The 24,333-nt window shown below is 73.5% G+C and carries 23 protein-coding genes and 4 tRNA genes; 17 read left to right on the top strand and 10 right to left on the bottom strand.

Annotation, left to right across the window (positions count from 1 at the left end; genetic code table 11):
- Positions 1–179 precede the first annotated feature (179 nt).
- Positions 180–1,739, top strand: coding sequence for a glycine hydroxymethyltransferase (locus tag KK617_RS04075; RefSeq protein ID WP_277498266.1), 1,560 nt, complete (start codon positions 180–182; stop codon positions 1,737–1,739).
- A 156-nt stretch (positions 1,740–1,895) separates the two neighbouring features.
- Here KK617_RS04075 and KK617_RS04080 read toward each other — a convergent pair whose 3' ends face one another.
- Genes KK617_RS04080 through KK617_RS04090 form a run of 3 tightly spaced genes read right to left on the bottom strand, consistent with a single transcriptional unit; the run spans position 1,896 to position 4,233 of the window.
- Positions 1,896–2,570 (bottom strand): response regulator, encoded by a 675-nt coding sequence (locus tag KK617_RS04080; RefSeq protein ID WP_277498267.1) that lies wholly within the window; start codon positions 2,568–2,570, stop codon positions 1,896–1,898.
- A complete protein-coding gene (locus KK617_RS04085) occupies positions 2,567–4,051 on the bottom strand; it encodes a sensor histidine kinase (protein ID WP_277498356.1) in 1,485 nt (494 codons plus the stop codon). The genes KK617_RS04080 and KK617_RS04085 overlap by 4 nt, the downstream gene beginning before the upstream one ends.
- Positions 4,018–4,233 carry a hypothetical protein gene (locus KK617_RS04090; RefSeq protein WP_277498361.1) on the bottom strand — a complete coding sequence of 72 codons (216 nt, stop codon included), beginning with the start codon at positions 4,231–4,233 and terminating at the stop codon, positions 4,018–4,020. Before KK617_RS04090 ends, KK617_RS04085 begins: the two co-directional genes overlap by 34 nt.
- A 121-nt stretch (positions 4,234–4,354) precedes the next feature.
- Here KK617_RS04090 and KK617_RS04095 point away from each other — a divergent pair, with 121 nt between their 5' ends.
- The 5 genes from KK617_RS04095 (at position 4,355) to KK617_RS04115 (ending at position 10,402) form a co-directional block, all read left to right on the top strand.
- Entirely contained in the window at positions 4,355–5,797 is a 1,443-nt protein-coding gene (locus KK617_RS04095) for a cation:dicarboxylase symporter family transporter (protein ID WP_277498268.1), read from the top strand.
- Between the two features lie 127 nt (positions 5,798–5,924).
- Positions 5,925–6,881 carry a YihY/virulence factor BrkB family protein gene (locus tag KK617_RS04100; protein WP_277498269.1) on the top strand — a complete coding sequence of 319 codons (957 nt, stop codon included), beginning with the start codon at positions 5,925–5,927 and terminating at the stop codon, positions 6,879–6,881.
- A 5-nt stretch (positions 6,882–6,886) separates the two neighbouring features.
- Entirely contained in the window at positions 6,887–7,258 is a 372-nt protein-coding gene (locus KK617_RS04105) for a hypothetical protein (protein WP_277498270.1), read from the top strand.
- A gap of 9 nt (positions 7,259–7,267) precedes the next feature.
- Positions 7,268–8,359 carry a potassium channel family protein gene (locus KK617_RS04110; protein ID WP_277498271.1) on the top strand — a complete coding sequence of 364 codons (1,092 nt, stop codon included), beginning with the start codon at positions 7,268–7,270 and terminating at the stop codon, positions 8,357–8,359.
- Positions 8,360–8,386: 27 nt separating this feature from the next.
- Positions 8,387–10,402, top strand: coding sequence for an ATP-binding protein (locus tag KK617_RS04115; RefSeq protein WP_277498357.1), 2,016 nt, complete (start codon positions 8,387–8,389; stop codon positions 10,400–10,402).
- Positions 10,403–10,409: 7 nt separating this feature from the next.
- Here KK617_RS04115 and KK617_RS04120 read toward each other — a convergent pair whose 3' ends face one another.
- Entirely contained in the window at positions 10,410–10,949 is a 540-nt protein-coding gene (locus tag KK617_RS04120; RefSeq protein ID WP_277498272.1) for a hypothetical protein, read from the bottom strand.
- 425 nt (positions 10,950–11,374) lie between these two features.
- Positions 11,375–11,581: a hypothetical protein gene (locus KK617_RS04125; protein ID WP_277498273.1), complete on the bottom strand. Its 207-nt coding sequence runs from the start codon at positions 11,579–11,581 to the stop codon at positions 11,375–11,377.
- Between the two features lie 90 nt (positions 11,582–11,671).
- On the opposite strand from KK617_RS04125, the gene KK617_RS04130 reads away from it, so the two are divergent.
- The gene (locus KK617_RS04130; protein ID WP_277498275.1) at positions 11,672–11,968 is read left to right on the top strand and encodes a hypothetical protein; all 297 of its coding nucleotides are present in this window, start codon (positions 11,672–11,674) and stop codon (positions 11,966–11,968) included.
- A 93-nt stretch (positions 11,969–12,061) separates the two neighbouring features.
- On the opposite strand, the gene KK617_RS04135 is transcribed toward KK617_RS04130, so the two are convergent.
- The 4 genes from KK617_RS04135 to KK617_RS04150 all read right to left on the bottom strand — a co-directional run bounded on the left by KK617_RS04135 (position 12,062) and on the right by KK617_RS04150 (position 13,331).
- A tRNA-Val gene (locus KK617_RS04135) sits at positions 12,062–12,136 on the bottom strand.
- A gap of 37 nt (positions 12,137–12,173) precedes the next feature.
- A tRNA-Cys gene (locus tag KK617_RS04140) sits at positions 12,174–12,244 on the bottom strand.
- A 28-nt stretch (positions 12,245–12,272) separates the two neighbouring features.
- Positions 12,273–12,345, bottom strand: a tRNA-Gly gene (locus tag KK617_RS04145).
- A gap of 242 nt (positions 12,346–12,587) precedes the next feature.
- Entirely contained in the window at positions 12,588–13,331 is a 744-nt protein-coding gene (locus KK617_RS04150) for an FCD domain-containing protein (RefSeq protein ID WP_277498276.1), read from the bottom strand.
- A gap of 139 nt (positions 13,332–13,470) precedes the next feature.
- On the opposite strand from KK617_RS04150, the gene KK617_RS04155 reads away from it, so the two are divergent.
- Positions 13,471–14,292, top strand: coding sequence for an aminodeoxychorismate lyase (locus KK617_RS04155; RefSeq protein ID WP_277498277.1), 822 nt, complete (start codon positions 13,471–13,473; stop codon positions 14,290–14,292).
- 65 nt (positions 14,293–14,357) lie between these two features.
- Positions 14,358–14,429 (top strand) — tRNA-Val (locus KK617_RS04160).
- A gap of 92 nt (positions 14,430–14,521) precedes the next feature.
- Here KK617_RS04160 and KK617_RS04165 read toward each other — a convergent pair.
- Positions 14,522–14,899 carry a DUF1330 domain-containing protein gene (locus KK617_RS04165; RefSeq protein WP_277498279.1) on the bottom strand — a complete coding sequence of 126 codons (378 nt, stop codon included), beginning with the start codon at positions 14,897–14,899 and terminating at the stop codon, positions 14,522–14,524.
- 78 nt (positions 14,900–14,977) lie between these two features.
- On the opposite strand from KK617_RS04165, the gene KK617_RS04170 reads away from it, so the two are divergent.
- From KK617_RS04170 to KK617_RS04205, 8 genes are all read left to right on the top strand, one after another.
- Positions 14,978–15,667, top strand: coding sequence for an NADPH-dependent F420 reductase (locus tag KK617_RS04170; protein ID WP_277498281.1), 690 nt, complete (start codon positions 14,978–14,980; stop codon positions 15,665–15,667).
- 529 nt (positions 15,668–16,196) lie between these two features.
- Positions 16,197–18,185: a threonine--tRNA ligase gene (gene thrS / locus KK617_RS04175; RefSeq protein ID WP_277498282.1), complete on the top strand. Its 1,989-nt coding sequence runs from the start codon at positions 16,197–16,199 to the stop codon at positions 18,183–18,185.
- 5 nt (positions 18,186–18,190) lie between these two features.
- Complete coding sequence (locus KK617_RS04180; RefSeq protein WP_277498283.1) at positions 18,191–19,210, top strand: hypothetical protein; 1,020 nt, start codon at positions 18,191–18,193, stop codon at positions 19,208–19,210.
- A gap of 43 nt (positions 19,211–19,253) precedes the next feature.
- A complete protein-coding gene (locus tag KK617_RS04185) occupies positions 19,254–19,775 on the top strand; it encodes an HIT domain-containing protein (protein WP_277498284.1) in 522 nt (173 codons plus the stop codon).
- Positions 19,772–20,551 carry an inositol monophosphatase gene (locus KK617_RS04190; RefSeq protein WP_277498285.1) on the top strand — a complete coding sequence of 260 codons (780 nt, stop codon included), beginning with the start codon at positions 19,772–19,774 and terminating at the stop codon, positions 20,549–20,551. Before KK617_RS04185 ends, KK617_RS04190 begins: the two co-directional genes overlap by 4 nt.
- A 12-nt stretch (positions 20,552–20,563) precedes the next feature.
- Positions 20,564–21,202, top strand: a complete 639-nt coding sequence (pgsA, locus tag KK617_RS04195) for a phosphatidylinositol phosphate synthase (RefSeq protein ID WP_277498286.1) — start codon at positions 20,564–20,566, stop codon at positions 21,200–21,202.
- A gap of 163 nt (positions 21,203–21,365) precedes the next feature.
- On the top strand, positions 21,366–22,427 hold the full coding sequence (locus KK617_RS04200) for a diiron oxygenase (RefSeq protein WP_277498287.1): 1,062 nt from the start codon (positions 21,366–21,368) through the stop codon (positions 22,425–22,427).
- 132 nt (positions 22,428–22,559) lie between these two features.
- Positions 22,560–24,326, top strand: a complete 1,767-nt coding sequence (locus KK617_RS04205) for an FAD-dependent oxidoreductase (RefSeq protein WP_277498288.1) — start codon at positions 22,560–22,562, stop codon at positions 24,324–24,326.
- Positions 24,327–24,333: the final 7 nt, after the last annotated feature.

Below are 24,333 nucleotides of genomic sequence, written 5' to 3' on the forward strand. Positions count from 1 at the left end.
AGGCCGACGGATGAGGACGTCAGGACGGCCAACACATCATGCTGCGCGTGCGCATGAGGTCCACGTGGCGTCGAACCACGAGGTACGCGTGCGTCGCAGCAGTGACCATGGACAGGAGTCTCAACTGGCGGAACGCGTCCCACAACCACGAATCTCATGATGTGGGAACGCTGTCCAGGATGCGGACGGACCCCCGCGCCAGCAGGGCGGATCGGGCGCCCGTGAGGCACAGGTCACAGCGGGCCGCCCGTCGTACGACGCGAAATCGACGGCTGCGGCGCGCCCTCACTACATTGGCGTCCATGACCGATGCCCTCATCAGCAGTGCGTACTCCCAGGCTCTCGAGGTCATCGCCTCGGTGGAGCCCCGCATCGCGGACGCGACCCGCGCCGAGCTCGCCGACCAGCGCAGCTCGCTCAAGCTCATCGCCTCCGAGAACTACGCGTCGCCCGCCGTGCTGCTCACCATGGGCACCTGGCTGAGCGACAAGTACGCCGAGGGCACGGTCGGTCACCGCTTCTACGCCGGTTGCCAGAACGTCGACACCGTCGAGTCCCTCGCCGCCGAGCACGCCCGGGAGCTGTTCGGCGCCGAGTACGCGTACGCCCAGCCGCACTCCGGCATCGACGCGAACCTCGTCGCGTTCTGGTCGATCCTCGCCCACCGCGTCGAGGGGCCGTGGCTGGAGGAGGCCGGCGCGAAGAACGTCAACGACCTCACCGAGGCCGACTGGGAGCGCCTGCGCAACGAGCTCGGCAACCAGCGCCTGCTCGGCATGAGCCTCGACGCCGGCGGCCACCTCACCCACGGCTTCCGCCCGAACATCTCGGGCAAGATGTTCCACCAGCAGCAGTACGGCACGGACCCGGAGACGGGCCTGCTCGACTACGACGTCGTCCGCGCCCGCGCCAAGGAGTTCAAGCCGCTCGTGCTCGTCGCCGGGTACTCGGCGTACCCGCGGCGGGTGAACTTCGCCAAGATGCGCGAGATCGCCGACGAGGTCGGCGCCACCCTCATGGTCGACATGGCGCACTTCGCCGGGCTCGTCGCCGGCAAGGTGTTCACGGGCGACGAGAACCCCGTGCCCCACGCCCACGTCGTCACCACCACGACCCACAAGTCGCTGCGCGGTCCGCGCGGCGGCATGGTGCTGGCCACGGAGGAGTACGCCCCGAGCGTCGACCGCGGCTGCCCGATGGTGCTCGGTGGCCCGCTCTCGCACGTGATGGCCGCCAAGGCCGTGGCGCTGGCCGAGGCGCGCCGTCCGGAGTTCGCCACCTACGCCAAGCAGGTCGCCGACAACGCGCAGTCGCTCGCGGAGGGCTTCCTCAGTCGGGGCGCGAAGCTCGTGACGGGCGGCACCGACAACCACCTCGTGCTCCTCGACGTCACGGGCTTCGGCCTCACCGGCCGCCAGGCCGAGTCGGCGCTGCTCGACGCGGGCGTCGTGACGAACCGCAACTCGGTGCCCGGGGACCCGAACGGCGCCTGGTACTCCTCCGGCATCCGCTTCGGCACCCCGGCGCTGACCACCCGCGGCTTCGGCCAGGACGAGTTCGACCGCGTCGCCGAGCTCGTGGTCGACGTGCTCAGCCGCACGCAGCCCGGCACCACCAAGACCGGCGGTCCCTCGAAGGCCACCTACGTCACCGAGGACGGCGTCGCCGACCGCACCAAGGCGGCCTCCGCGGAGATGCTCGACAAGTTCCCGCTCTACCCGGGTCTCGAGCTGTCCTGATCCGCAGGGGGTACGCCGGCCCGCTCGCGCCGCCGTACCGGCCCGTTCTTGCCTCGGGGCGACACTTGACGCCGCAACCCGCCACTTCCGGCGGGAAGCTTCCACCCGGAAGTGGCGGGTTCCCCGGTGCACCGGGGAACCCGCCACCCGGGTGACTCAGCTGCGCCAGCGGTACTCGACCTCGGGGCGCCCGGTGCCGCCGTACCGCGGCGCCCGCTCGAGGCGCCCCGCGTCGGCGAGGTGCTCGAGGTAGCGGCGCACCGTGACGCGCGAGGCCCCCACCAGCTCGGCCACCTTGGTCGCGGACACGCCGCGACCGGCGCCGCGCACGGCCTGGGTCACCTCGCGCAGGGTCTCGGCGCTCATCCCCTTCGGCACCGTGCCGGCCGTGGGCGCCCGCAGGGACCCGAGGAGCCCGTCCACCTCCTCCTGGGCGATCTCCGCGGAGTCCAGCAGGCTGGCGCGGTAGGCGGCGTACTGCTCGAGCTTGGCCCGGAAGGTCGGGAAGGTGAACGGCTTCAGCAGGTAGAGCACCACGCCGTGGGCGACCGCCTGTCGCACGACCTCGACGTCGCGGGCCGAGGTGACGGCGATGACGTCGCAGAGGTGGCCGGCGGCGCGCATGCTGCGCACCAGCCCCAGACCGTGCCCGTCGGGCAGGTGCATGTCGAGCAGCACGAGGTCGACCGGCTCGCGCGACAGCGTCCGCGCCGCCTCGCCCGCCGAGCGGGCCACCCCCACCACCTCGAAGCCGGGCAGCCGCTCGACGTACGACGCGTGCGCCTGCGCCGCGGTGGCCTCGTCCTCGACGACCAGCACCCGCACGCTCACGGCGCCGCCACCCCCGCGTCCGCCCGCAGGTCGACGGTGAACGCGGCGCCCCCGAGGTCGGAGGAGCCGACGACGACGTCGCCGCCGTGCCGGCGGGCCACCTGCGCCACCAGCGCCAGCCCGATGCCGCGCCCGCCGGTGCCCTCGGCCGTGGCCTTGGTGGTCCAGCCGCGCTCGAAGGCGCGGGCGGCGTCCGCGGGGCTCAGGCCCGGGCCGGCGTCCTCGACGAGCACGCGCAGCCGGTCGGGCCCGGGGGAGAACGTCACCCGCACGGTGCGCACCCCGCTCGCGGCGACGGCGTCCAGCGCGTTGTCGACGAGGTTGCCGACCACGGTGACGATGTCGCGGTGCGGCACGAGCACGTCGGCGGGCACCGCGCCCTCGATCCGCAGGTCGATGCCGCGCTCGGCGGCCTCCGCGGTCTTGCCCAGCAGCAGCGCCGCCAGCACGGGGTCGCCGGTGGCGGCGACGACCCGGTCGGTCAGCAGCTGCGCCACCTGCAGCTCCTCGGTGGCGAAGTCGACGGCCTCCTCGACGCGGCCCATCTCGACGAGGGACACGACGGTGTGGAGACGGTTGGCGGCCTCGTGGTTCTGGGCGCGCAGGAAGTCGCCCAGCGCGCGCACGACGTCGAGCTCGCCGGTGACCGCCTGCAGGTCGGTGCGGTCGCGCAGGGTGACCACCGCGCCCACGGTGGCGTCGGCCCACGAGGCGGGGGAGGAGCTCACGACGAGCACCTTGTCACCGCTCACGTAGAGGTCGTCGCTGCTCGCCCGGCCCGCGGCCACCGCCGCGACCAGTCCCGGCGGCAGCCCGAGATCGCGCAGCGGGGTGCCGACGACCCCGTCGGCGGGCAGGTCGAGGAGGCGGCGGGCCTCGTCGTTGACGAGGGTGACCCGGCCGTCGACGTCGACGAGCAGCAGCCCCTCGCGCACGGCCCCGAGCACGGCGGCGTAGTACTCGTACATGCGGGTCATCTCGCGCTCGCCCAGGCCGTGGGTCTGCCGGCGCAGCCGGCGCGCCACCAGTGCGGCCCCCGCCAAGCCGACGAGGAGCACCACGGAGGCGGCGACCGTGACGCGCACGAGCGCGGCCCGGACGGCGTCGGAGATCCGGTCGATGCTCACGCCGACGGAGACCAGCGCCACGACGGGCCGCGCCCCGTCGGCCCCGTCCGCCCCCTCGGCCCCGTCGGCGGCCCCGTCCGCGGCGAACACCGGCACGACCGCGCGCACCGACGGGCCGAGCGTGCCGACGTACTCCTGCGTGAAGGGCCTGCCCGCCAGCGCGGGCTCGATGTCGCCCACGAAGCGCCGGCCCACCTGCGCGGGGTCGGGGTGGGTGAAGCGGGTGCGGTCGGTGTCCATCACGACGACGAAGTCGACGTCGGTGTCCTCCTCGACCTCGGTGGCCCACGCCTGCAGGCCGCGCGACGGGTCGGGTCCGGTCACCGCCGCGGCGAGGGCGGGGGAGTCGGCCAGGGACTCGGCGACGGCGAGCGCGCGGTCGGCCGCGTCGTCGCGGTGTCGGCGCGGGCGTCGACCAGCGCGAGCGTCACCGCGGTCGCCACCAGCACGAGGACCAGCACCACCTGCAGGGTGAGCACCTGCCCCGCGACGGACCACTCGCGTCGCTCACCGGGTCGTACCACGGGGACGATCATGCCGCACGTGCAGGTCGTGACCGCGAACACAACGACCACAACGGTGACCCGGCTCACAGCGCGGCCCACAGTGTGACGGTCGTCCCCCGGCGCAGCGGGACCCGAGCACGAGGAGCAGTTGATGAGCAGCAGCACGACGGCGGGCCAGGCGCCCGTGCGCCGCAAGGCGCGCACCCACTTCCTCTACATCGCCGTGATCGTCGCGGTGGCCCTGGGCATCGCGGTGGGCATCCTCGCCCCGAGCTTCGCCGTCGAGCTGGAGCCGATCGGCAAGGCGTTCGTGGCGCTCATCAAGATGATGATCCAGCCGGTCATCTTCTGCACGATCGTGCTCGGCGTCGGCTCCATCCGCAGCGCCGCGCAGGTGGGCAAGGTCGGCGGCCTCGCGCTCGCCTACTTCATCACCATGTCGACGTTCGCGCTCGGCATCGGCCTGGTCGTCGGCAACCTGGTGCACCCGGGTGAGGGGCTGCGGGTCAACGACTCCGTCGCCGCGTCGGGCGCGGAGTACGCCGAGAAGGCCGGCCACGCCACCACCGCGGACTTCCTGCTGAGCATCATCCCGACCTCGCTGGTCTCGTCCCTGACCTCCGGCTCGGTGCTGCAGACCCTCTTCGTCGCCCTCCTCGTGGGCTTCGCGCTGCAGGCCATGGGCCGCGCCGGCGAGCCGATCCTGACCGGTGTCGGCCACGTCCAGCGCCTCGTCTTCCGCGTGCTGGCGATGATCATGTGGGCCGCCCCGATCGGCGCCTTCGCCGCGATCGCCGCCGTCGTCGGTGCGACCGGGGCCGGTGCCCTCAAGAGCCTGGCGGTGCTCATGCTGGGCTTCTACGCCACCTGCGCCATCTTCGTCTTCGTGGTGCTCGGCGCCCTGCTCAAGGTCAGCACCGGCATCAACATCTTCACGCTGCTGAAGTACCTGGGCCGCGAGTTCCTGCTCATCGTGTCGACCTCGTCGTCCGAGTCGGCCCTGCCCCGCCTCATCGCCAAGATGGAGCACGCCGGCGTCGACAAGCCGACCGTGGGCGTCGTCGTGCCGACCGGCTACTCGTTCAACCTCGACGGCACCGCGATCTACCTCACCATGGCGTCGCTCTTCATCGCCTCCGCGCTCGGCGACCCGCTGAGCATCGGCGAGCAGGTCTCCCTCCTGCTGTTCATGATGATCGCGTCCAAGGGTGCCGCGGGCGTCACCGGAGCCGGCCTCGCCACCCTCGCCGGCGGCCTCAGCTCGCACCGCCCGGAGATGGTGGACGGCGTCGGCCTCATCGTCGGCATCGACCGCTTCATGTCCGAGGCCCGCGCCGTCACCAACTTCGCCGGCAACGCCGTCGCCACCGTCCTCATCGGCCACTGGACCGGCGGGTTCGACCGCGAGAAGTTCGACGCCGCCGTCTCGGGTCGCCTCCCCTTCGACGAGGAGACGATGCTCGACGAGCACGGCCACGACCACGGCCACGGTGCCGTCGACCACGCCGAGGCCGTCGCCGCGAACGCCAAGGCCGACCACCAGGTCGCCCTGTCCAAGGACGCCGTCACCGACGACCGGCTCGCCGCGCGCTGACGACCCGCTCGACCCGCACCGGCCCGCCCACCCCGCGCGTCGCCGTACCGGCCCGGACCGCCCACCCCGCGGTCCGGGCCTCGCGTGTCCCGGGGGCCGCACGGTCGCCGGTCGTTACGGTGGCGCGGTGACGCCCCCGAACCCCTCCCGCCGGGCGGTCGCCCGTCGGGCCCTGCGGCTGCTGGGGCGGGTCGCGCGGGCGACGGCGGCGTCGTGCCTGCAGTTCCGGGTGACGGGGCTGGCGGCCGAGGCCGCGTTCTTCGCGCTGCTGTCGGTGCCGCCCCTGGTGTTCGCGCTGACGGGCTCGATCGGCTACGTCTCCGAGCACCTCTCGGCCGGCGAGGTCGGCCAGGTGCGGGACTTCGTGGTCGAGCTGGCGTCCCGGGCACTGACCGACACCGCGGTCGACCGTGTCGTCGTGCCGACCATCGACGACGTGCTCGAGGGCGGTCGCTTCGACGTCGTGTCCGTCGGCTTCGTGCTCGCCCTGTGGTCGGGCTCCCGGGCCCTGCACGTCTTCGTCGACACCATCACGATCATGCACGGGCTCGGCGGGCGGCGCGGGATCATCGCCACGCGGGCGCTGTCGTTCGGCCTCTACCTGCTGGGCCTGGTCATCGGGGCGGTGATGATCCCGCTCGTCGTGGCGGGCCCCACGTTCCTGACGTCCGTGACGCCGTCGCGGCTCGAGGTGCTGCTGGGCTTCTACTGGCCGACCGTGCTCGTGCTGGGGACCTGCTTCCTCGCGACGCTCCACCACGTCGCCGTGCCCGTGCGCACCCGGTGGCGGATGAACCTGCCGGGGGCGGTCCTGACGCTGGCCCTCTGGATCCTGGGCTCGGGCGTGCTGCGCTGGGGGCTGGCGGCGACCGCCGCGGAGTCGCGCTCGATCTTCGGGCCGCTGGCCGCGCCCATCTACGTGCTGCTGTGGCTCTACCTGCTGGCCATCGCGGTGCTCGTCGGCGCCGCCCTGAACGCCGCGCTCGACCGCCTCGTGCCGCAGAGCACGACGGCGGCCGCCCGCCGCGAGCTCGCCCTGCTGCTGCGGCCGCGACGGCAGCCCGGAGCACCCGTGGGAGACTGACGCCCGTGGCCAACGTGAACATGCCGAAGCCCGTGGTCTGGCTCGGTGCCGTGCTCTGCGTCGCCGGCGGGTACCTCCTCGGCGTCGTGGTGACGGCCGAGGACCCCGAGGTCGGCACGGCCGAGGTCGTCTCCTTCGCCCCGTCGTCCAGCGAGCTCTGCCTGCGGGGCGAGGCGCTGGTGGACACCGAGGCCGCCGACGACGTCGAGGGCGACGGCGAGGACGCCGAGCTGTGCGGGCAGTGGATGCGCCCGCCGGACGCGGGCGACCCCGCCGAGGGCACGACCTTCCGCTTCTGGGTGCAGGTGACCGACGACCCGCCCTCGGGCGAGCGTGGCTCGGCCAACGTGCTCATCTACGGCGACGTGGTCGATTAGGTTGACCCGGTGAGCGACCCTCAGCAGCCCGAGGGCACCTCCCGCGGCCGCGTCGCCCTCCCGGACCGGCAGCGCTCCCCCTGGTTCGAGCTGTCCAAGCGCCTGGGCGCGGCGGCGGCGATCCTGCTGGGCACGGTGCTCCTCGTCTACCTGGACCGCGAGGGGTACGTCGACAACAACGACCCCACGAAGCGCGTCGGCCTGCTCGACGCGTTCTACTACACGACCGTCACGCTCAGCACGACCGGCTACGGCGACATCGCGCCGGTCAGCGCGGGCGCCCGGCTCGTGAACGCGATCATCATCACCCCCGCGCGCGTCGGGTTCCTGGTGCTCCTCATCGGCACCACCCTGGAGGTGCTGGCGTCCCAGGGACGCGAGATGTTCCGGGTCAACCGTTGGAGGAAGCGCATGGCTCAGCACGTGGTGGTCGTCGGCTACGGCACGAAGGGGCGCCGGGCGGTCGACACGCTGGTGCGCAACGGCTGGTCGCGCGAGCAGGTGGTGGTCGTCGACCCGCGCCAGGTCGCGATGGACGACGCGCACGCCGACGGGCTGGCGATCGTCGTCGGCGACGCCACCCGGCGCGAGGTCCTGCGCCGCGCGCGGGTCGCCGAGGCCTCCCAGGTCGTCATCACCACCGACCGTGACGACACGAACGTGCTCGCGACCCTGACCGTGCGCCAGCTCAACCCCGAGGCGTTCATCGTCACCGCGGTCCGCGAGCAGGAGAACGTGCCGCTGATGAAGCAGAGCGGCGCCGACTCCGTCATCACCTCGTCCGACGCCGTGGGCCGCCTCCTCGGCCTCTCCTCGCTCTCGCCCGCCCTGGGCACCGTGATGGAGGACCTGCTGACGTACGGCGACGGGCTCGAGGTCGCCGAGCGCGAGCTGCTCGTCACCGAGGTCGGCAAGCAGCCGCAGTCGCTGCCCGACCAGGTCATCGCGGTCGTCCGCGACGAGCGCGTCTACCGCTACTTCGACCCGGTCGTGACGCAGCTGGCGCGGGGCGACCACCTCATCGTGGTCCGGCCCGCGCAGGAGCTGCCGTGGGCCCCCCGTCCCGGCACCCACGGCGAAGCCGCCTCGACGGACGCGTGACGGGGGACTCGTGAGGGGGGACTCGTGATGGGGCAGCCCGCCGTCGCCGGGCGGCGCCCGGCACCCACCTGGCCGTTGTCGTGGCCGTGGGCGCTCGCCTGGGCGACGGTCGTCGCGGGCCTCACCCTGCTGGGGAGGCTCACGGCCGTCGAGCCCGGGGCGCCGTCCCTGGTCGTGCCGTCGACGGGCTTCGCGGTGCTGTGGATGCTGTCGCGGGACGCGGGGTGGCGCAGCCCCGACTGGGGCCTGCTGCTGGTGTGCCTCGCCGCGGTGTCGATCGTGACCGGTCTTCCCCCGGCGCCGGCCGCGGCCCTCGTGGCGGGCGCGATGGTGCAGGTGGTGCTCAGCGTGGTGCTGCTGCGGCGCTGGAGCCCCCGCACCTGGGGCGTCGCCGGCGGTGACGAGCCCGTCGGCAGCGTCGCCGCCATGGCCCGGGTGGTCGGCGCCGTGGTGGTCGGGGGAGTGGTGGGCGGTGCCGTCGCCGCCCTCGGCCTCGCGATCGAGGGGGACGCGCCCGACCTGGTCGGTCTCGGCCTGCTCCTCGGCCGCGGCCTGGCCGGCGGCATCTTCGTGGTGCCCCCGCTGCTCGTCATCGGCCGTGCCGTCGCCGTGCGTCGCCCGCGCGCGTCCGACGAGGGCGGACGTCTCGAGCTGGTGGCGCTACTGGTGGTCACCGCCCTGCTCTACCTGGCTGCCTTCCTGCCCGAGGGCCTGCCCCTCGCGTTCCCGCTGCTCGTCGTCACGGCCTGGGCGGCCCTCCGCTTCCCCACGGCCGTGGCGGCCGCGCACGGCGTCGGTGCGGGCATCACGGTCGTGCTCGTGACGCTCGCCGACCACGGTCCGTTCGCCGGTGCCCTGGACCCGCGCGTGGGTGCGGTGCTCGCCCAGCTCTTCGTGTGCGTGGTCATCGTGTCCGGGTTGGTCCTGGGGGTCGGGCGCGACGAGCGTCGCGCGCTGCTGCTCGACGTACGTCGTGCCGAGGCGGCCGCGCTGGAGCAGACCGACCTGCTGCGCACCATCATCGACACGATGCACGAGGGCGTGCTGGTGGTGGAGGGCGACGGGGCGGTCGTGCTGCGCAACCCCGCCGCCGGCAGCCTGGAGCCCCGGGACGAGTCGTCCTCGGTCCGCGACGCCGCGGGCCGGGTGCTCTCCGTCGACCAGATGCCCTACCGGCGGGCGCTCGACGGCGAGGACGTGCGGGGCAGCTACGTGCTGCGTCTGCCGGCCGACGACGCCGACGTCTTCATCGAGGTCGCGGCCACCCCGCTCCCGCGCTCCGCCGCGCTGCCGCCCCGGGCGGTGATGGTGGTCCGTGACGTCACGCAGCAGGAGCTGCAGCGTCGCGAGCTGACCGCGTTCGCGGGCGTCGTGGCGCACGACCTGAAGAACCCGCTGGCCGTGGTCGACGGCTGGATCGAGGTGCTGGCCGACGAGCTGGAGGAGGGGGGCGTGCCGCCGCGCCGGACGGTCGAGCAGACGGTCGACAAGGTCCGCACGGCGTCGGGCCGGATGCAGAGCCTCATCCGCCACCTCCTGCAGCACGCCACGAGCCGCGACGCCGCCCTGGACCTGGAGGACGTCGACGTCGCGGTGCTCGCCGACGAGGTGGTCGCGGGTCGCGACGCCGCCGACCGCGTCGAGGTGGGCCCGGCGCCGCGCGTGCACGGCGACGCCGCGATGCTGCGCCAGCTGCTGGAGAACCTCGTCGGCAACGCGCTGAAGTACGTCGTGCCCGGCGAGGTCGCCCACGTGCGGGTCGACGGCGAGGCGGCCGGCGACGGCATGGTCGCGGTGCGCGTCACGGACAACGGCGTGGGCATCCCCGACGAGGCCAAGGACCTGGTGTTCCAGCAGTTCTACCGGGCCCACGCCGGGTCGGTGTACTCCGGCACCGGGCTCGGCCTGGCCATCTGCCGCCGCATCGTAGACCGCCACGGCGGCACGATCACGGTGAGCGACAACCCCGCGGGCCGGGGTACCCGCATCGAGGTGCTGCTCCCCGCTGCCGAGACCCCCGGTCCGGGCGCGACCACTCCCTGACGCGGGCTCAGCCCAGCTCGGCGAGCACGTCGTCGGGCAGCGGGAACCGCGCGCTGGTGGCGTCGGGGTCGATCGACCCGACGGCCGACACCTCGACGTACGCCGGCGCGGGGCACTCCGGGACGGTGCCCGTGCGGGTGTCACCGGGCAGGAGGAGGTCGAGCGTGCCCTCGGCCGAGGCGCCGGCAGCCAACGGGTCCCCGATCAGCAGCGTCGACCCCGCGGCGTACTCCCCGAGGGCCGGTTCGTCGCCGCACACGATGCCGAAGCTCGGTACGGCGGTCTCCCGGTCGGTGGGGTTCTCGACGAGCACCGACGCCGTCACCCAGGGGCCGCCGCTGTCGCCGCCGACCGCGAGCGAGGAGACGGTGACCAGGACCCCGTCGACGAGCTCGAGCGCGTCCCCGACGGCGACCTCGGTGGAGCTGCGGGTGGGCACGCCGTCGGGTCCGGCCGCCGGCGCCGTGTCGTCACCGGTGTCGGAGCTGCAGGCGGTGAGCGACGAGATCCCGGCGAGCACGCCGGCCACGAGGACGATGCGCTTCATGGGTGGGGAACCTACCGCCGGACGACGGCGTCGCCGGGGGCGCCTCCGCCAGGGGCGAGCGCCGGAGGCAAAGTCTCGGGCGTTCGGGCCCGGGGCGGTGGTCGCGCACCGTAGCGTCCCGCGGCATGGGGGAGGAACGACGATGAGCAGGCGACACCCACGTGACGGGGTCCCGCCGGTGGTCGCGCTCGGAGGGCTCGCCGTGCTGGCGGTCGTCGCGGTCGTGCTGCTGGCGCTGGCCGTCACGCGCTACTGACGCCGGCCGACCGAGACGGCCCGAGCGACGAGGAACCCCCGCCGCCCTGCGTGAGGGTGACCGGGGTTCCTCTGTGCGCCGACCTCTGCGGGGTGGGCTACGTCCACCACCGTAGCCGTCCGGCGGTCGCCAGCGGGGACGTCAGCGGGGGACGTCGCCGGGTGCCGGGTCACGCGTCGGTGTCCGGGACGCTCTGGTCGTCCTCGCCGACCTGGTCCATGTGGGCGTCGAAGGCGCGGCGATCGGTCACGTCGCCCAGCGGCGACCGTGCCCACTCCCCGAACGGCCGCGGCTCCCGCGTGCGGGTCTCGCGCGGGTGGTACGTGACCGCCCGGCCGTCGTCGCTCCAGGTCGCGACCCAGCGCGAGGCGCGCACGGTCAGGACCTCCCAGCCGGCACGGCGGGAGGGCGAGGCGGGGGCGGCACGAGTGGGAGATGATCGAACACACGTTCTATCCTGCCACTCGTGCGTGTCACCTCCGTCGAGCTGGGCCCGATGTACGCGGCCCGGGTGCAGCACGTGTGGGTGGACGTCACGGGCCGGTGGGAGCAGCCGCGCCCCGGCGTCGTGATGATGTGGCGCCAGCGACGGGGCAAGCGCTTCGGGTGGGACGCCTGGGCGGTGTGGATCGAGCCGGGGACCGACCAGCGGCCCGACGCCCGCATGGAGCAGGCGTGGATCGACTCCCGCCTCGTGCGCACCCTCGACCAGTGGCCGATCGAGGAAGGGCCGATCGAGGAAGGGCCGACTCCGCCACGGTGAGGGCGGCCGCCGTGGACGCGCCGGAGGCGGCCCGAGAACGAGGAAGACCCCGTCTCGGCTGCGCCGTGACGGGGTCTGACCTGGTGGAACGTGTGGTGGGCGATACTGGGTTTGAACCAGTGACCTCTTCCGTGTCAAGGAAGCGCGCTACCACTGCGCCAATCGCCCTTCAAGCGACCACGATCCCGGAGGATCGAGGAAGTCGAGGTGGAGACGGGATTTGAACCCGTGTAGACGGATTTGCAGTCCGTTGCCTCGCCTCTCGGCCACTCCACCGTGGAGGCTTCGACCATTGTTCTCTCCGAGCGGACGACGAGGCTCGAACTCGCGACCTCAACCTTGGCAAGGTTGCGCTCTACCAACTGAGCTACGTCCGCTTGCGCTCCGTTCCGTTCCCGGCCCGGCGTGCGTCGAGAACATTAGCGGATGCCCCACCCGGTGCAAAATCGGGTCCACGGCGGCGTGGCGAGCAGGCGAACGGGCCCGTCGTGGCGCGGTTCTCGGCCGTTCCGGACCCGTCCAGTGCCGGGTCCGTCGAGGGCAGTTGCCCGAGCGCCGCCCGGGCCATGCCCCGAGCTGCGTCGACGCTGCGGCGCCGGCCCGGCGCTGCGTCGGGGGCTCACGTCGTGCCGAGGAACCAGGTGACCGGGGCGTCCAGCACGTCGGGGAAGGTTCGCTCAGCGTGCTCCAGGTGCGCTGCGAGGTGGTCCCGCATGGCGGCGGCGGACCGGGCCGGGTCGCGCGCCGCGATGGACGCGTAGATGGCGCGGTGGGCGTCGTCGACCGCCGACCGGTGGGTATCGGGGAGGTCGACACCGGTGGCCGAACCGTGCAGGGTCTCGAGCAGCGCGTCGACCAGGCAGCCGAGCGCGGCGTTGCCGGAGCCGTGGGCGATGGCCCCGTGGAACTGCCTGTCCTGCTGACGGACCGCGCCCTCGTCGCCGGGCTGCTCCTCCCGGGTCTCGACGCTGCGCCCGAGCTCGACGATCTGCTCGTCGCTCATCCGCTGGGCGGCGAGCTGCGCCATCACGGGCTCGAGGGTGCCCCGGGCCTCGACGACGGTGCGGAACGAGGCGTGCTCGAACTGCAGCAGGAGGGTGAGGCTGTGGGCGAGGTTGCTGGCGCGGGGCTGCTGGACCACCGGTCCTCCACCGGGCCCCGGGCGAAGGCTGATGACGCCTTGGAGCTCCAGGAACCGCAGGGACTCGCGCAGGGTGCCCCGTCCGACCGAGTACTCCTCGAGCATCACCCGCTCGGGGGGCAGGCGGTCGCCGGCCCTGTTGCCCCGCTGGTGGATGTCGCCGACGATGCGCTGGGCGAGCAGCAATGCGGTCTTCTGCGGCCGCAACGACGGTTGGCTCATGAGACCTCCTGGTCGGCCGGGAACGGCGGTCCAGCCGCCACGAGACGGATGATAGGCATGGATCCTTCGGGGGTGAGGGGCTCGCGACAGCCGCCCGGCCCCCCGGGGCATCGACCCGCCCCGACCTACGATGGCCGCCATGCAGACGTGGGTGGACGGCCGGCTCCTGAGCGATCCCGACGAGCCGGTGGTGCGGGCGACCGACCACGGGCTGACGGTGGGGGACGGGGTGTTCGAGTCCGTCAAGGTCGTCGACGGCCGCCCGTTCGCGCTGACCCGCCACCTCGAGCGCCTGGAGCGATCGGCGGCCGGGATCGGCCTCGGGGGCGTCGACGTCGCTGCCGTCAAGGAGGGCGTCGGTGCCGTGCTCGCGGCCGCGCACCTGCCGCTGGGCCGGCTGCGCATCACCGTCACCGGGGGGCCGGCGCCGTTGGGGTCCGGGCGGGGTGACGCGGCGCCCACGGTCCTCGTGTCGGCGGTCCCCATGGACCCGTTGCCCGCCGCCACGAAGGTCGTCACCGTGCCGTGGCGGCGCAACGAGCACAGCGCGGTCGCCGGGCTCAAGACGACGTCGTACGCCGAGAACGTCGTCGCCCTCGCGCACGCGGCCGAGCGGGGCGCCTCGGAGGCGGTGCTCGCGAACACCGCGGGAGACCTCTGCGAGGGCACCGGCTCGAACGTGTTCTACGTCGTCGACGGCGAGCTGCGCACCCCGACGCTCGCGAGCGGCTGCCTCGCCGGCGTGACCCGCGCGCTCGTCATCGAGTGGCTGGGGGCCCGCGAGGTCGACGAGCCGATCACGGTCGCCGAGCAGGCGGACGAGGCGTTCCTCGTCAGCACGACCCGGGACGTGCAGGCCGTCGCGCGGTGGGGCGACCGGGAGCTGCCGGCCCCCGGTCCCGTGACCGCCCGGGCGCAGGAGGTCTGGGCCGAGCGGGAGGCGCAGGACGTCGACCCGTGAGGTCGCGGGACCCCGCATTGTGAGTTGCCGGGCGTCGTGCGCTAACGTGTGCGACCGCACCACGCGGGCGATTGGCGCAGTGGTAGCGCGCTTCGTTCACACCGAAGAGGTCACTGGTTCGAACCCAGTATCGCCCACCGACGGAACGCCCCCGGCTCTCGAGCCGGGGGCGTTCCTGCGTCGTGGGGCGGTCGCGGGGTGTGGCGCCGGGCGGCCGGGTGTGGCGCGGTCAGCTCGCGGAGCCGGCCCACGGCACGGTGGCCTGCAGCACGGCCTCGGTGAGTGCGTTCGTCCGGTGCTGCGTCACCTGCTGGTACTCCGGGTCGGCGACCATCCGGCTGAAGGCCTGCCGGTCGGGGTAGCGCACGAGCAGCACGGCGTCCCAGTCCTGGCCCGTCTCGGCGACGAGGGTGGTGGACCCGTCGCCGGCGTAGAGCACCTGCGCTCCGTACCGCGGCAGGAACGTCTCCTCGAGCGCCGCCGCGTACCGCGCGTACTCCTCGCGCCCGCCGTCCGCGAAGCGCAGCAGGTTGAGCATGACCACGGGTCCGCCCGGGTCCTCGGTCAGGTAGCGCTTGATGTCCTTGCCGGTGGGGTTGATCGCCATGGCGCCGATCGTGGCAGGTCACCGACGCCGTGTCGCGCCTCGCGGAACAGCGGCGCGCCGTGCGGGGTTGCAGCGGCCATGACCACCACCATCGGATTCATCGGCGCCGGCAACATCGGCGGCACGCTCGCCCGGCTCGCCGTCGCGGCGGGGTACGACGTCGTGCTGAGCAACAGCCGCGGCCCCGAGACCCTCGTCGACCTCGTCACCGAGCTCGGCGGCAGCGCGCGCCCGGCCACGCCCGAGCAGGCCGCGGCCGAGGGCGACGTCGTCGTCGTGACCATCCCGCTGAAGGCCTACCGCGACGTGCCGGTCGAGCCGCTGCGCGGCAAGGTCGTCATCGACACGAACAACTACTACCCCGAGCGCGACGGGCACGTCGCCGAGCTGGACGACGAGTCGACCACCACCAGCGAGCTGCTGCAGGCGCACCTGCCGGAGTCGCACGTGGTCAAGGCGTTCAACAACATCTTCTTCGAGCACCTCTTCAGCCGGGCGCGCGAGAGCGGCGACCCCGAGCGCAGCGTCCTGCCGATCGCCGGCGACGACCCGGGCGCGAAGGCGACGGTGCGCGACGTCATGGACCGCCTGGGGTACGACGCCCTCGACGTCGGCCCGCTGGCGGAGGGCTGGCGCTACCAGCGCGACACGGCGGCGTACGCGGGCCTCTTCGTCGTCGACGACGACTGGGCCCACCCGCGCCAGGCCACCCGCCCGCTCCTCGAGGAGAAGCTGGCGACCGCGCAGCGCTACCGCGACATGGCCTGACCCGCCCGACCGAGAGGGCGACACAGAGGTAGGTGCCCGCCAGGTGCACGACGCCGAACCCGGCGAGCACCAGGACGAGCAGGGCCACGAGGAGCACCAACCCGAGCTCGCCGTCGCTGACCGTCGACGACCGCACCCACGCGTGCTGCGGGACGTCGGCCTCCGCCGCCCAGGAGCGCGCGTGCTCCATCCCGCAGAAGCTGACGGCGTAGGAGTGCCGCCAGTCGGTGTCGATCTCGCTGGAGGCCGTGGTGGGGTCGGAGGACGGCTCGTCGAGCCCACGGGCCAGGACGAGGCGCACGGTCGTGCCGTCGGTCAGGTCCACGGCGCTCCAGCACACGGCGCACCGGTTGGCGGGGGGACTGCTGCGGCGGGTCGTCTGCTTCACCCGCGCAGGGTAGGCCGTCGGCGGCCCGCCGCGGGGCGAAACCGGGGCGAGCGCGGACGGCGGCGACCGATAGCATCGCGCCGGGCGCCCCCGTGCGCCCGCCGAGCGCCCGCCACCGACCGCACGCCCAGGAGATACCTCGTGTCCGACATCTCGATCGCCCGCACCCACGCCGACGTGCGCGAGGAGCGGACGGTCACGGCCGGCACGAGGGCCTGGGAGCTCTTCGCCGAGCAGCCGGACGTCATCGCCGCACGCATCGGCGGCGAGCTCCGCGACCTGTCCCACGAGCTCGCCGACGGCGACGAGGTGGAGGCCGTCGAGATCACCAGCCCCGACGGCCTCGACATCCTGCGCCACTCGACCGCGCACGTGCTCGCCCAGGCCGTCCAGGCGCTCTTCCCGGAGGCGAAGCTCGGCATCGGCCCGCCGATCACCGACGGCTTCTACTACGACTTCGACGTCGAGACCCCGTTCACGCCCGCGGACCTCGACAAGATCGAGACCCGGATGCGGAAGATCATCAAGGAGAACCAGCGGTTCTCCCGCCGGGTCACCACCGACGCCGACGCGCTCACCGAGCTGCAGCACGAGCCCTACAAGCTCGAGCTGATCGCGCTCAAGGGCGGCGGCGCGGCGGAGGACGCCGCCGAGGGCGCGAGCGTCGAGGTCGGCGCGGGCGAGCTCACCATCTACGACAACACCGGGCGCAGCGGCGACGTGGTCTGGAAGGACCTGTGCCGCGGCCCGCACCTGCCCACGACGAAGCGCATCCCGGCGTTCAAGCTGATGCGCAGCGCGGCGGCGTACTGGCGCGGCGACGAGAAGAACAAGCAGCTGCAGCGCATCTACGGCACCGCCTGGGCGACCAAGGAGGACCTCGAGGCCCACCTGCACCGCCTCGAGGAGGCCGAGCGCCGCGACCACCGCAAGCTCGGCCGCGAGCTCGACCTGTTCAGCTTCCCCGACGAGCTGGGCTCCGGGCTGCCGGTCTTCCACCCCAAGGGCGGCGTCATCAAGCGGGAGATGGAGGACTACGTCCGCCGTCGCCACATCGAGGAGGGCTTCTCCTACGTCGGCACCCCGCACATCAGCAAGGACGGCCTGTTCCACACCTCGGGGCACCTGCCGTACTACGCCGACACCATGTTCCCGCCCATGGAGTTCGAGGGCTCGAACTACCAGCTCAAGGCGATGAACTGCCCGATGCACAACCTGATCTACGCCTCCCGCGGCCGCTCCTACCGCGAGCTGCCGCTGCGGCTCTTCGAGTTCGGGTCGGTCTACCGCTACGAGAAGTCCGGCGTCATCCACGGCCTCACCCGCGTGCGCGGCTTCGCCCAGGACGACTCGCACTCGTACTGCACCCCCGAGCAGGCGCCGGCCGAGGTGGAGCACCTGCTCGACTTCATGCTGAGCGTGCTGCGCGACTTCGGTCTCGACGACTTCTACCTGGAGCTCTCGACCCGCGACGACTCCAAGCCGGGCAAGTTCGTGGGCACCGAGGAGCAGTGGGCGACCGCGACGAAGGTGCTCGAGGACGTCGCGCGGGGCTCCGGTCTCGAGCTGGTGCCCGACCCGGGCGGCGCCGCGTTCTACGGCCCGAAGATCTCCGTCCAGGCCAAGGACGCCATCGGCCGCACGTGGCAGATGGGCACCGTGCAGTACGACTTCAACCAGCCCCAGGGCTTCGGTCTGGAGTACGCCGCCGCGGACGGGTCGCGCCAGCAGCCCGTGATGATCCACTCGGCGAAGTTCGGCTCGATCGAGCGGTTCCTCGGCGTGCTGGTGGAGCACTACGCCGGCGTCTTCCCGCCGTGGCTCGCGCCCGTGCAGGTGCAGGCCATCCCGGTCGCCGAGCGGCACGTGGACTACCTGTACGACGTGGCGAAGCGCCTGCGGGCCGCGGGCATCCGGGTCGAGGTCGACGACTCCGACGACCGGATGCAGAAGAAGATCCGCAACGCCCAGCTGCAGAAGGTGCCCTTCATGGTCATCGTGGGCGACCAGGACGTGGAGGCGGGCGCGGTGTCCTTCCGCTACCGCAACGGCGACCAGGACAACGGCGTGCCGATCGAGGACGCGGTCGCCCGGGTCGTCGACGCCGTCGCCGCCCGCACCCAGGTCTGAGCGGCGTGCGGGCCGGCGTGGGGGGCCGCGGGGGAGTGCGCGGCCTGCTGGCCGCCGCTCTCCTCGTCGTCCCCCTCGCCGCCTGCGGCGGGGGAGGCGGGGACGGCGCGACGGAGCCGAGCACCCCGGCTCCTGCGCCGCCCAGCGCCCCCGAGGCCGCGGCCACCGAGCTGACCCAGGCCCCCGCCCCGGGTACGGCGGGCCCCGAGGCCGGCGACCTGGCCGGCCTGGCCGAGGAGCTCGCCGGCGAGCAGGACGGGCCGCAGGACGGGCCCCAGGACGGGCCGGTACGCGGCCCGGACGGTGCCGTGCTCGGCGGCGACATCAGCTGGCCCCAGTGCCCCCGGGGCCTCGGCATCCCGCAGAAGCGCACGCTCGGCATGCCCCTGCCCCTGCCGGAGGCGGAGTACGTCGTCATCGGCCTCACCAACGGCCCCGGCTTCCACCCCAACCCGTGCCTCGCCGCGCAGGTCGACTGGGTGGCCGAGCGTCACCTGCTCGCGTCGGCGTACGCGGTGGCGAGCTTCCCCGACGCGGCGACCGTGGCCCGCCACGGCACGACGGGCCCCTTCGACGGCTCGACACCCGACGGCGCCCTGCGCAACACCGGCTACCAGCAGGCCCGGTTCAACGTGGCCTCGATGCGCTCCGCGGGGCTCGTCTCGCCCGTGGTGTGGATCGACGTCGAGCCGGTGCCCGACTTCGCGTGGAGCGACGACCCGGACGCGAACGCGGCCGTGGTCGAGGGCGTGGCCCGGGGCTACACCGACGCGGGACTGGCCATCGGCGTCTACTCCACGCCGTACCTGTGGGAGCAGGTCGTGGGCGACCTGGCGCTCGGCGTGCCCGAGTGGCGGGCGGCCGGGCACACCTCCCGCGCGGAGGCGCTGGCGCGCTGCGGCGAGGAGTGGGTGGTGCAGGGCGGACCGGCGGTGCTGGGCCAGTGGGTGGCCGACGAGCGCGACCAGGACGTGACCTGCCCCGGCGTGGCCGACGAGCTGGACCGATGGTTCCACCAGTACTGAGCGACCCGCGCCGGACGGGCGCGCGAGAGGCGGAGGAGCGACCGTGAGCGACCCCGACGGGCTGATGCGGCTCTACACCCCCTACCGGATGGCCTACATCCGGGGCGGTGACGGGGAGGAGCAGCCGCGCACCGAACCGCGCGGCTGCCCCTTCTGCCGGATGGTGGCGGGCACGTCGACGGAGCCCGACCTGGTCGTCGCCGAGGGGCCGACCACCTTCGCGGTGCTCAACCTCTACCCCTACAACCCGGGCCACCTCATGGTGCTGCCGCGCCGGCACGTCGCGGACTACACCGACCTCGACGACGACGAGACCGCCGAGGTCGCGGCGATGACCAAGGCGGCCATCACCGCGATCCGGGCGATCGCCACTCCGGACGCGTTCAACGTGGGCCTCAACCTCGGCTCGGCCGCGGGCGGCTCGCTCGCCGCCCACCTGCACCAGCACGTCGTGCCGCGCTGGTCGGGCGACGCCAACTTCATGACGGTGCTCGGCGCGACCAAGACGCTGCCGCAGCTGCTCACGGACACCCGCGACCTCCTGCGCGAGGCGTGGCCGGCGTGAGCGCGCCCGACGCCGACGACGTCCGCCTCGCCGGGGACGTCGTGCGCGCCGCGGGCCGGCTCGCGGCGGCGATGCGGGCCGAGGGGGTCGAGGGTCTCGCCGTCGCCGAGAAGACGTCGGTCTCCGACGTGGTGACGGCCGCCGACCACGCCGCCGAGGACCTGGTGGCGGGCCGGTTGCGCACCGAGCGCCCCGGCGACGGGCTGCTGGGGGAGGAGGGCGTCGACGAGGCGGGCACCACCGGGCGCCGCTGGGTGATCGACCCCGTCGACGGCACCTACAACTTCCTCTCGGGGCTGACGTGGTGGTGCTCGGCCCTGGCGCTGCTCGACGGGGACGAGCTCGTGCTCGGCGCCGTCTACCACCCGCACGAGGACGCGCTGTTCGTCGGCGGCCCCGGGCTCCCGACCACCCGGGACGGGCAGCGCCTGCCGCGACTGACCGACGTACCGCTCGCGCGCACGAGCGCCGCCACCTACTTCCACCCGTCGGCGCTCGCGGGCGAGGCGGGCCGTGCGTTCGGGCGGGCGACGGGTGCCGTCGCGGCGGTGCGCATGCTCGGCTCGGGGAGCATGGACGCCACCGCCGTCGCGCAGGGCCGTCTCGGGCTGGTGTTCCAGCACTCGGTGCCCACGTGGGACGAGCTGCCCGGCGCCGCGCTCGTGCGCGGGGTGGGCGGCACGACCCGGCACGAGGTGGTCGACGGGCTGGACTGGTACGCCGCGGGCGCGCCGACGGCGGTCGCGGAGGCGTGCGCGGCGCTCGCGGGCCGCTAGCCTGCCGTCACCATGCTCGAGCGCTTCCGCGGGTTCTGGACCCGACTCCTCTCGCCCATCGCCCGTCTCCTCATCCGTCGTGGGGTCAGCCCCGACGCCGTCACCCTCGTCGGCACGCTCGGTGTCTGCGTGGGCGCCCTCGTGTTCTTCCCGCAGGGCGAGCTGCTGATCGGCGTCCTGTTCATCACCGCCTTCGTGTTCTCCGACCTCATCGACGGGTTCATGGCCCGGGAGACGGGGCGCAGCTCGAAGTTCGGCGCCTTCCTCGACTCCACCCTCGACCGCGTGGGCGACGGCGCCATCTTCGGCGGCCTGGCGCTCTACTTCGCGGGCCCGGGCGACTCGACGCTCTACCTCGTGCTGAGCCTGGTCTGCCTCGTCATGGGCAGCGTGACGTCGTACGCGCGGGCCCGGGCGGAGGGGCTGGGCTTCCAGGCCAAGGTGGGCATCGCCGAGCGGGCGGACCGCCTCGTCGCGATCCTCGTCATGACCGGCCTGTCGGGCCTGTTCGACCTGCGCATCCTCATGGAGGTGACGCTGTGGGCGCTGGCGGCCGCCAGCACGGTGACCGTGGTGCAGCGCATCTGGGTGGTGCGCGAGCAGGCCCTGGCGGAGAGCACCGGGGGCGCGGCGCCGCCGTCCGCGGCCTGAGGACGCCCGCCGCGAACGTGACACCCGAACATGACACTCTGAATGTTACATAGTCCTTGACATCGTCCGGTCGGCGGAGCACGATCGTGTGAACGGGTGGCCAGCCACCCTCGAACGGCCGGGGAACCGGCCGTGCCGCGACGACGCGAGGAGAGTGCCAGCGATGACCGCACAGGTGTCCGAGAAGCCCGACGCCTCCGGTGAGCCGGAGAAGTTCACCCTCGACATGATCGACTGGGACGCTCCCGAGGTGCCCGAGGGGCTGTCCGACGAGGAGTACGCCGAGGTGCTGCACCGTCTCTCGGTCGCCTCGGTCGAGCGCCACTTCGACGCGTTCGTCGACATCGACTGGGACCACCCCGACTTCCAGGTGCGCCACGACGACCCGCGCTGGATCCTGCCGAAGGTGGACCCGCTGGGCTCGAGCGCGTGGTACCAGTCGCAGCCGGTGGAGAAGCAGATCGAGATGGGCCTGTGGCGTCAGGCCAACATCTTCAAGGTCGGCTGGCAGTTCGAGAACATCCTGATCCGCGGGATCATGCAGTACGTCTTCAGCCTGGAGAACGGCTCGCCGGAGTACCGCTACCTCATGCACGAGGCGACGGAGGAGTGCCACCACACCCAGATGTTCCAGGAGGCGGTGAACCGCGTCGGCATGGACGTCTCGGGCATGCCGCTCTGGATCCGGGTGCTCAGCCCGACCTTCTCGCTGGTCGCGAACCGCCTCCCGGTCATCTTCTTCGTCGGCGTGCTGGCCGGCGAGGAGCCGATCGACCACACGCAGAAGGCGATCCTGCGCAGCCGCGACGAGATCCACCCGATGATGGGCCGGATCATGGAGATCCACGTGGCCGAGGAGGCACGCCACATCTCGTTCGCCCACGAGCTCGTCAAGCGTCGCGCGCCCAAGATGGGCCGCATCAACAAGCTCGCGGTCTCGCTGCTCTACCCGGTCATCATGCGGATCCTCGGCGACGCCATCCTCATGCCGCCCAAGGAGTTCCGCCGCCGGTTCGGCGTGCCCGAGAGCCTCGTCAAGGAGCTCTACTGGGACTCGCCGGAGTCGCAGAAGATGCTCGCCGACACCTTCGCGGACGTGCGCATGCTGGCCGAGCAGTCCGGGCTGATGAACCCGCTGGCGAAGCGGGTCTGGAAGCGCCTCGGCATGTACGGCACGCGCCCGTCGCGCTACCGCAGCGAGCCCCCGGTGAAGTTCGCGGCCTGAGCCGCCCGCAGCACCCCCGGTACGGCGGTACCGGCGACGGCCCCCACGTCGCCGGTGCCGCCGTACCGTTCTCCCCCGGTCGAGCCCGGTCGTCCGCCCCGCCGCGACGCCCCGAACAGACAGCGAGCCCCCATGCCCCACGTCGTCACGCGCTCGTGCTGCGGGGACGCGTCCTGCGTCTTCGCGTGCCCGGTCAACTGCATCCACCCGACGCCCGACGAGCCGGACTTCGGCACCGCCGAGATGCTCTACATCGACCCGGCGTCGTGCGTCGACTGCGGCGCGTGCGTCAGCGCCTGCCCGGTCGGGGCGATCAAGCCCCACACCAAGCTGGCCGAGGGCGAGCTGCCGTTCCTGGAGATCAACGAGCTCTTCCACACCCCGCCGCGACCGCGACCCGTCCAGGCGCCCCTGCGGCCCATCGAGCGGGCCGACCCGGCCCGCGGGCCGCTGCGCGTCGCCGTCGTCGGCTCGGGCCCGGCGGCGATGTACGCCGCCGACGAGGTGCTCAAGCAGGACGGCGCGCAGGTCAGCGTGATCGAGCGGCTCCCCACGCCGTACGGCCTCGCCCGGGCGGGCGTCGCGCCCGACCACCCCGACACCCGCAAGGTGGTCGACCTGTTCCGCACCATCGAGCGCGAGCGGGGCTTCTCCTACCACCTCGGCGTCGAGGTCGGCGTCGACGTGACGCACGAGGACCTGCTGGCCCACCACCACGCGGTGCTCTACGCGACCGGCGCCTCGCTCGACCGCCGCCTCGGCGTGGAGGGCGAGGACCTGCCGGGCAGCGGCACGGCCACGGGCTTCGTCGCCTGGTACAACGGCCACCCCGACCACACCGAGCTCGACGTGCCCCTGGACGCGGAGCGGGTCGTGGTCGTCGGCAACGGCAACGTCGCCCTCGACGTCGCCCGCATCCTGGCCACCGACCCCGAGCGGCTCGCGGGCACCGACATCGCCGACCACGCGCTGGAGGCGCTGCGGGAGAGCAAGGTGCGCGAGGTCGTGCTGGTCGCCCGGCGGGGCGCCGCGCAGGCGGCGTACACGCTGCCCGAGCTCACCGGCCTCGTCATGCGCGACGACATCGACGTGGTCGTCGAGGGCGGGCTGCGCCTCGACAATGAGACGCTGCGCCGGCGGGCGGCCGGCACCCTGGAGCCCATGCTCGAGCAGAAGATCCGCATGCTCGAGCACCTCCCCGAGCCCCGCGGCGAGGGACGGCGCCGCGTCGTCCTCCGCTTCGCCCAGTCCCCGCTGCGCATCCTGGGCGAGGGCGCGGTGGCCGGGCTCGAGGTGGTCGACAACGACCTCGTCGTCGACGCGGAGGGCAACGCCCGCGCCGTGGCGACCGAGCGGGTCTCGACCCTCGCGGCCGGTCTCGTGCTGCGCTCGGTGGGCTACCGCGGACGTCCCGTCCCGGGCCTGCCCTTCGACGAGGTCAGCGCCACCATCCCCAACGACGCGGGGCGGGTGCACGACGGCAGCGGCACCCCCGTGCCGGGCACGTACGTCGCGGGCTGGATCAAGCGGGGCCCCAGCGGCTACATCGGCACGAACAAGACGGACGCGGAGGAGACGGTCGCGCACCTGGTGGCCGACTTCAACGCCGGCCTGCTCGCGGAGCCCAGCGCCCCCACCGCCGGCGCATCGGCAGGCCCCGACGGCGAGCCGGGCGCGCACCGCGAGGCGTTCGCGCAGCTCGTGCGGCGCCGGGCGCCCCGGTCGATCGACGCGGCCGGCTGGGCGGCGGTCGACACGTACGAGCGGGCCTGGGGAGCGCGCGACGGCCGGCCGCGCCGCAAGCTGGTCGACCGGGACACGATGGTCGAGGTGGCGCGGGCCCGACCCGTCGCGCCCACCCCTCGGCACGGCGCCCGCCGCGCCCGCCGACGGTCCTAGGGTGCCG

The sequence above is a fragment of the Nocardioides sp. ChNu-99 genome (assembly GCF_029493445.1).
Taxonomy (GTDB): domain Bacteria; phylum Actinomycetota; class Actinomycetes; order Propionibacteriales; family Nocardioidaceae; genus Nocardioides.